The following is a 6,100-nucleotide window of genomic DNA, read 5'->3' on the forward strand; positions in this document are numbered from 1 at the left end:
GTCTGATGATCTTTTGCCTCTTTCTGCAACCCCGACTTAGACTTCTAATAGAATCTCTCCTCGCCCGGAATCGTATCCAAATGTTCCTGCCATTTCTCAGCCGGTACATCATGAACCGATACCGTCACAACCTTCGGATCCTTCTTTAATTCTTCTGATACCAGCGTTCTGACCTTCTCAGCCAGCGCTGCCTTCTCTTCCCGGCTCCGTCCCGGGTACATAGATATTGCAATGTGTGGCATGATTTTCCTCCTTTGTACTAATAGCACTCTTCCAAAATATCCAAGATTTCCGCGTGCGTCAGCTGCCGATACCCGCCGTCATTGCGGATACATGAATCAGCAATCGTTTTCAGCAGGCTCTGATCTGTGATTCCCAGTTCCCGCAGCGTCCCCGGCAAACCAATCTCATGAATAAACGCCTGCAATGCGTCAATTCCGCCAAATGCCAGTTCTTCCTCATCGCCGCCATCTGGTGACATTCCCCAGACATTTACGGCAAATTTCACAAATTTCTTGATGCCGTCCCGGCAAATTCGACGATAATACGCCGGATGGATCACGCCAAGTCCCATGCCGTGGTTGCAGTCCGTGTAAGCCCCCATCTGATGTTCAATCATATGCGCCTCAAAATCACACTGTTTTCCTAATTTGATAATGCCAATCTCCGCCATCGTGGACGCCCACATCAGGTTGCTGCGCGCCTCATAATTTTCCGGTTCCCGGATCGCCACCGGCAGGTTCTCAATAATACTCCGCATCAACGCCTCCGAGATCGCATCCGAAAGATTATCCTCATCCGGTGCACTGAAATATGTCTCCATCACATGGCTGAGCATATCAAAACCGCCCGCTGCCGTCTGGAGTGGAGAAACCGTGTAGGTATATTTCGGGTCCATCATCGCAAACACCGGATTGCAGCGCGGATAATTCCGGCTCGTCTTAATTTTCTGTTCCTCATGGGTGATTACACCCTCGCCGTTGACCTCGCTTCCAGTGCCGACCACGGTCACAATCACGCCCACCGGAACCGGCTCAAAATCAATCTCGCCCTTTTTGATCCAGTATTCCTCCCAGACGTCCTTGTCCGTCGCAGCCGCCATTGAGATCGCCTTGCTGCAGTCCATGACCGAACCGCCGCCCACTGCCAGAATCAGATCTACCTGATTTTCCTGTACGACTTTTTTCCCTTCCATCACCTTGCTGTAGGTCGGATTCGGCATGATGCCAGAAAATTCTATCACCTGTTTTCCAGCCAGCTTTAAGACATCCATCACTTCCTGATAAATGCCATTCGTCTTGATCGAGCCGCCGCCATATGCCAGCATCACCGTTTCCCCATACGGCTTCACCGCCTCCAGCAGGTGCTCTTTCACACAACCTCCGCCAAAATAAATTTTTGTCGCATTTTCAAATGTAAACGCCCGCATCGTTCCCTGTCCTTTCTGAACCCGTTCCGGCAAATGCTTTTGCATCCGCCTGATGTTCTGCCTTCTTCTTTGTAGATATGTTTTTTTGAATCTTTATTTTGATTATTTTTCTCCTTTATCTCAGATTCATCAAATGTTCAGCTATAATTCACACTAGATTTGACAAGTTCTCTGTAAGTGTTCATATTATATCACGATTCGCATCTTCGATGCTTACCGCTGCTGACGCAGCTATCGTGATCGCCATTCGCCGTTCGACATAAATCTGCAAGCAGCTCTCTGGCTCACTTGCGCTCATTATATCATATTACCTTTTTACATTCTATCTTTTTCAGAAATTTCACGCATATATTTTCATTTTTATGAATAAAATTGCACAAACTTATATCTGCGTGTCATTTTTATTCCCCCATCCACTTCCAAAATATTTTCCGAAATTTATGATTTCTTCACATTCCGAACATACTTTTATCACATTTTTTCGATATAGTAATACGCGTAAAGGCAAAAGACCTTTCATAATATACTTTTTCATACCTACGCCGACAGGAGTCCGTTCCTGTCGGCTCCTCCTATTTTAAGGGATATATCTACTCAAGCGGGCAGTTTCATGATAAAATAAACACACAGATAGAATCATCTCTCAAACACAGATTCTATGTTAAATTTACAATAAAAATAGCTGCATGAATCACATATATTAGGAGGAACTTCTCATGAAACACGAACTGACGCAGGAAGAAATCCTGGTTGAAATAAAAGACATTCTATTAGAATACGTAGAAATCACCCGCCCGCTGACACCGGCTGACCGCCTGATCGACGATCTGGGGCTGGATTCGTTTTTGATCGTATACTTTATCACAGAGATCGAAGACTGCTTCGAGATCGATATTCCGGAAACGGATTTTATCGAGCTTGTCACGGTCAAGGATCTCTGCGAACGGATTCAGCTGGAAATAAAAAAGCACTCCACTTATTAATACCAGCGTGTCATCGACAAGTCATTATTAATTCCTTTTGTAAATAAAATCTGGTGCAGACGTAGATTTTCCATATCCAGGATATAAAATCCATCTGCTGAACCACAAGAAATCATTTCCCAGAGACTTAGAACCATTACGCCCGGGAAAATATATTTTTTAATCCACGAATCGCCCGGATGTTCCTCCAGCACACTGATAAATTGCAGCAGAAACAATCCGTTCCTTCCATCTTAACCTGAAATGGATACTCATCAAACTTTTGGTTATATCTGTCCCTGTTCTTTCAGATATGCCAGAAAACCCACACAGCCCTCCAGAACATCTTCATACGTCGCGTCAAAATCACCCGTATACCACGGATCCGCGATGTCACGGTCCGAACCTGCAAATGTGAGGAATTTATATATTTTCCCCTCCGGATCGCCTTTCAGCATCCGGTTTAAATTTCGGATATTGGCACTGTCCATACCTATGATATAATCAAATTTCTCATAATCCGCCCACGTCACCTGCCGCGCCCGGTGCGGCACCAGAGGAATTCCAACCTTCCTCAGCTTATTCACCGTCCCCCGGTGCGGTGGATTGCCGATTTCTTCGGTGCTTGTGGCGGCGCTGTCGATAAGGAAGTGGGCGGAAAGCCCTTGGGATGCGACTTTGTGGGTGAAGACACTTTGGGCTAGGGTGGAACGGCAGATGTTGCCGTGGCAGATGAAAAGCACTTTTATCATAGTTTTGTTTCTCCTTGTTTTGCCCCAGAATGCCCTGTTTGCAAGGGATTTCGGGGATTTGTGAAATGTGTGATTTAGGTGGCATCTTGGCAAAATAGGGCAAGATGGAGCAAGGTATTACTACCTGTTAGTAGTAAAGTTGGTAGTAAAACAGGGTAGGCTTACTACTAAGGATTTTTAAATTTCAATTGGTAAAGTTTTCTCCTTCGGTACAATCGTTTGTTTTGTGCCATTAACACAAATATTAAAGTTTTCTGTTTGATTATAATGAGCCCGTTTTTCAACATCCCAATAATCTAATATAATTTTGAAAGGTATATTCTCTTCCTTTTCCATGCTAATTAATAAAAAAAGTGTAACTGTTTCATCTTTAGCTATAGATATCTTTTCTGAGAAGTCATTAACACTAACTTTCATATCCACAGCACTACCCGCGCCTATATTTCTAATCATGTATTTCAAATATATGTAATTAGGCACAGATTGTCTCATTTTTATACACTGCTTATCTGTTGATGTAAAATTATATCTAACCTTCTCTACCATTCCTGCCTTTAAATCAAATACTCTGTCATTAATCCCAATTTTTGACTCCTCATTAAAAAACATATATCTGGTATCAAGGTATGGTCTGACTGCATATTTTTTCTGTTCTGCTAATTGTTCTTTTTCTGACTGCCTTTGAATTTCTATCTTTTTATTATTATCCGAAATAGTAATAAATACTGCTACTAAAGTTGCTATTCCACCTAAGTAACTTCCTAGAAAACCTGCCCATGCTTGATTATCAATATTGCTAGGAAATGCATTACCAAACACAAAAAAATCTATAAATATAGGAACCGCAATAACAGAAGCAATTCCTAAAACTATTCTCAACACCTTTCTCATACGATTCATACCTCCGTTTCAACATATTGCATAATAATTAATGTTAAGACAATTCTGCAAATTGTGACATCATACTTGCTGCACTAAGAGCAAACGTCTTTGATTCTTTCGAGAACTCATATTGACCTAATACAGTATTATAGTTACTTCCATTATATTGTTTTACAAAAATGGCATCATAAAATCGCTGAATCATTTCTTCTCTTGTAACCAACTTCTTTTCATCATCTTTTTCAAATGTTTCATCTCTATTTAACATATTTCCTAACAAACGATTATCCTCATCTATATCCAATAATTCTTTCAAAGGTTCAATGTCCCGTCCGTTAATAAAATTATCATATTTTGAAATATCAACAATTTTCAATCCAATCAATAAAGGTACAATATACATCAATATTAGTTGGCGACCTTTACCATCAGAAAACATAAAATCATATTTTTTACTATCGTGAGTCGGCTCATAAACTGCAGCTTTAATCTGTGAATAAAACCGTGTTATTTCGCGCAATTCAAAATTATACATGTTTATGATTCTTTTTGTTACTATATCAACGTAATATCTAGATTCAAGCCCAATCTCACTATAAAATTTTTCCATATTAGCAGGTGGCATAGAAACTCTCAAATCAAAAAATCTGTCTAAATATCTACAAGAATCAAAATCTGCACCATAATAGTGTTTTATTGTATGTTGCAACTGTTCCAAATTAATAGAAAACACAAATGTAATTCTATCATCAAATATGTAATGCTTTATTTGTTCAAGAAGATGAACTGCAAAAGTTGGTTTACATCTATCTAATTCATCAATAAATATAACTAATCTGTTTCCTCTTTCTGCCAATATACTAGCAAAAAAGTCTTTAATTTTTTGTTCTACATCTTTCTCTTCTTTAAACTTTGTAAATGGATCTTCTGATGTAAGAGCATCTTTTATTCCGTTTACATTATGACCACTTATTGCCTCAATAATTGCTCCTGCTGTTTTGACAATACTTATATCAGACAATGAAAAATCAATACTTAGCTGCTTCGTAATCTCATAAATTAATGATAGCACTGGCTCAGTGTCATTATCATTTTCCCATGCATCGTAATATACGGCTATACTATAATTTTCATTTTCTTCGTCATTTTTAGGAAAAGGAAGTCTAACAGTAGCTTTTGCTTTTGTTTCTTCATCTATTGTACTTGACGGATTCAATGCATTGATAACCATTTGGGTTTGTCTAACAAAAAAAGTCTTACCACTTCCCCATCTTCCATCAATTGCAATTGCACTAGCTGATTCTTGAGCTTGCAAAATATTATAAAAATAAACAATATCTTTATTCCTATTGATTGGATCATTATACAAAGTTTCTATAATATTTTCCTCTGTAGGTAGCATTTCATACTTTTTCATAAATAAGAGCACTCTCCTTTTTATAAACTTATCCAATATATATTATATCCTCAAAACCGACTTTTTTCCACAAAAAAACGCCCCAACCTAAGCCAGAGCGTCATCCCTCTTCTATATTAAACTACCTTAAACATCTTCTGCGACATTGGTTTCTCCTTCTTCTGTTCAACCTCCGCCTGCGCCTTCCTAAACTCTTCCATCCGTTTCAGTTCTACCTCAGCATCGTCAAATCCGATATGCGTGTACACATTCATCGTGACTGATATAGCCTTGTGCAATCAGCAAATTACTATATTTCATCAGTTCTTCAACATTCTCGCCAATCAGCTCTCTTGGAATATCTCTGACAGTTTTTACGATGATGCATTCGGTCATTGTATCCCCATACCAGAGATATATTGTTGCCTTTTTCTTCATGCTGGACGTATGCATTCCACTGATTTCTACGTTAAATCCATTTCCAAAATCTCTGTAAATTACTCTTTCAAGATCTATAGTTGTTACTCTGTAATCAACTCCGAGGCTCTTACATAATGCTCGGATCATTGTGTCTCGTTTCGACATCTTCTTCTCTCCTTCCTATTATCTGTGGGTAGCAGTTCTATCGTAAACGCTCCATACCAAGTACCCTATAAGCTAAAAGCCGCTTCCGCGGCTC

The 6,100-nt window shown here is 39.6% G+C and carries 8 protein-coding genes and 1 pseudogene; 1 reads left to right on the forward strand and 8 read right to left on the reverse strand.

What is annotated here, in order from left to right; translation table 11 throughout:
* Positions 1-44 precede the first annotated feature (44 nt).
* Together DWX68_RS10420 and DWX68_RS10425 are read right to left on the reverse strand one after the other, a co-directional pair.
* Positions 45-242, reverse strand: coding sequence for a tautomerase family protein (locus DWX68_RS10420; protein ID WP_118629350.1), 198 nt, complete (start codon positions 240-242; stop codon positions 45-47).
* 17 nt (positions 243-259) lie between these two features.
* Positions 260-1,429: an iron-containing alcohol dehydrogenase gene (locus tag DWX68_RS10425; RefSeq protein ID WP_022358593.1), complete on the reverse strand. Its 1,170-nt coding sequence runs from the start codon at positions 1,427-1,429 to the stop codon at positions 260-262.
* A gap of 716 nt (positions 1,430-2,145) precedes the next feature.
* On the opposite strand from DWX68_RS10425, the gene DWX68_RS10430 reads away from it, so the two are divergent.
* The gene (locus DWX68_RS10430) at positions 2,146-2,412 is read left to right on the forward strand and encodes a phosphopantetheine-binding protein (RefSeq protein ID WP_118570254.1); all 267 of its coding nucleotides are present in this window, start codon (positions 2,146-2,148) and stop codon (positions 2,410-2,412) included.
* On the opposite strand, the pseudogene DWX68_RS10435 reads toward DWX68_RS10430, so the two are convergent.
* The 6 genes and pseudogenes from DWX68_RS10435 to DWX68_RS14545 form a co-directional block, all read right to left on the reverse strand.
* Positions 2,409-2,633 (reverse strand): annotated as a pseudogene (locus tag DWX68_RS10435) (SAM-dependent methyltransferase); the annotation flags it as partial. The gene DWX68_RS10430 and the pseudogene DWX68_RS10435 overlap by 4 nt on opposite strands.
* Positions 2,634-2,678: 45 nt before the next feature.
* On the reverse strand, positions 2,679-3,143 hold the full coding sequence (locus DWX68_RS10440; RefSeq protein ID WP_022358595.1) for a low molecular weight protein-tyrosine-phosphatase: 465 nt from the start codon (positions 3,141-3,143) through the stop codon (positions 2,679-2,681).
* Positions 3,144-3,320: 177 nt separating this feature from the next.
* Positions 3,321-4,034, reverse strand: coding sequence for a hypothetical protein (locus DWX68_RS10445; RefSeq protein WP_118629354.1), 714 nt, complete (start codon positions 4,032-4,034; stop codon positions 3,321-3,323).
* Between the two features lie 43 nt (positions 4,035-4,077).
* Positions 4,078-5,442: a P-loop NTPase fold protein gene (locus tag DWX68_RS10450; RefSeq protein ID WP_243027693.1), complete on the reverse strand. Its 1,365-nt coding sequence runs from the start codon at positions 5,440-5,442 to the stop codon at positions 4,078-4,080.
* 116 nt (positions 5,443-5,558) lie between these two features.
* A complete protein-coding gene (locus tag DWX68_RS10455) occupies positions 5,559-5,696 on the reverse strand; it encodes an integrase (RefSeq protein ID WP_243027695.1) in 138 nt (45 codons plus the stop codon).
* A complete protein-coding gene (locus DWX68_RS14545) occupies positions 5,668-6,006 on the reverse strand; it encodes a hypothetical protein (protein ID WP_147354951.1) in 339 nt (112 codons plus the stop codon). Before DWX68_RS14545 ends, DWX68_RS10455 begins: the two co-directional genes overlap by 29 nt.
* Positions 6,007-6,100: the final 94 nt, after the last annotated feature.

The organism is Clostridium sp. AF20-7, assembly GCF_003479275.1.
GTDB classification, from domain to species: Bacteria; Bacillota; Clostridia; order Lachnospirales; family Lachnospiraceae; genus Otoolea; species Otoolea fessa.

Coding starts and splice junctions, on each gene's coding strand:
- DWX68_RS10420 (WP_118629350.1), bottom strand. CDS start 242: ATGCCACACATTGCAATATCTATGTACCCGGGACGGAGCCGGGAAGAG.
- DWX68_RS10425 (WP_022358593.1), bottom strand. CDS start 1,429: ATGCGGGCGTTTACATTTGAAAATGCGACAAAAATTTATTTTGGCGGA.
- DWX68_RS10430 (WP_118570254.1), top strand. CDS start 2,146: ATGAAACACGAACTGACGCAGGAAGAAATCCTGGTTGAAATAAAAGAC.
- DWX68_RS10440 (WP_022358595.1), bottom strand. CDS start 3,143: ATGATAAAAGTGCTTTTCATCTGCCACGGCAACATCTGCCGTTCCACC.
- DWX68_RS10445 (WP_118629354.1), bottom strand. CDS start 4,034: ATGAGAAAGGTGTTGAGAATAGTTTTAGGAATTGCTTCTGTTATTGCG.
- DWX68_RS10450 (WP_243027693.1), bottom strand. CDS start 5,442: ATGAAAAAGTATGAAATGCTACCTACAGAGGAAAATATTATAGAAACT.
- DWX68_RS10455 (WP_243027695.1), bottom strand. CDS start 5,696: ATGAATGTGTACACGCATATCGGATTTGACGATGCTGAGGTAGAACTG.
- DWX68_RS14545 (WP_147354951.1), bottom strand. CDS start 6,006: ATGTCGAAACGAGACACAATGATCCGAGCATTATGTAAGAGCCTCGGA.